General features: G+C 48.0%; 1 pseudogene. It reads left to right on the top strand.

Annotated features, from left to right (window positions below):
• Positions 1 to 53: 53 nt before the first annotated feature.
• Positions 54 to 972, top strand: a pseudogene (locus VC188_RS11865) (IS3 family transposase); the annotation flags it as partial.

Raw genomic sequence — 972 nt, 5'->3', positions numbered from 1 at the left:
TGAACTGACCCACAAAAGTTGGACACCCAATCCAACTTTAAAGGGTCAGTCTCATGTCCAAATACAGCAAAGACTTCAAGCTAGAGGTCATCAATCACTACCTGTCAGGCAAAGAAGGATTTACAGCGACGGCAAACCGGTATGGCGTTAAATTTACCCATGTCCGCAAATGGGTTCATGCCTACAGAATCCATGGTCATAAGAGTCTAGCTAACACCTACACTCACCACTCTGTCGCTTTTAAGTTATCGGTGTTAAAGGCGATGGCACAAAAGCAGCTCTCGATTAACCAAGCGGCAGCCCGCTTTAATATTGCCGCTCCTAGCTCGATTGCCGTTTGGCAACGCCTCTACAATGAAGGTGGTATTACAGCCCTAGAACCCAAGCCCAAGGGACGGCCACCGATGTCAAAACCCCTCAAACCGTTTGTTCCCACCAACAAACCAGTCATCCAAATGACTCCAGAAGAGCTCATGCAAGAGCTTGAGTACCGCAGAGTGGAGACTGATTACCTAAAAAAGCTACAAGCCTTAGCCCAGCAAAAGCACTTGGCAAGCAAGAACAAGTCCAAGTAATTACTGAGTTAAGGCAGTTATACCCTCTACAGATCATCTTGGCTGTGGCCAAGATGGCCAGAAGTGTTTATTACTACCATGTGCAGCAAAGTCACCAGGCTGACTCCTATCTTGCAGTGAAGACGCAGATCCAAGAGATCTACCGCCAGCATCAGGGTCGCTATGGTTATCGTCGCGTGCATTTAGAGCTGAGCAATCAACAGTATTACTTCAACCCCAAGACCGTCCAAAAGCTGATGGGGCAACTAGGGCTGAAGTCCCTTGTGAGACCCAAGCGCTATCAGTCTTATAAGGGGGCAGTAGGCAAGGTAGCCCCAAACCTACTGGAGCGTAACTTTGCTGCTAGCAAGCCCAATCAAAAGTGGGTGACTGATGTAACGGAGTTCAACATTAAAGG

Source organism: Polynucleobacter sp. MG-28-Ekke-A2, from assembly GCF_035012985.1.
Taxonomy (GTDB): Bacteria; Pseudomonadota; Gammaproteobacteria; order Burkholderiales; family Burkholderiaceae; genus Polynucleobacter.
The sequence above is the reverse complement of the archived record's forward strand: the minus strand, read 5'-3'. Positions and strand labels throughout refer to the sequence as shown.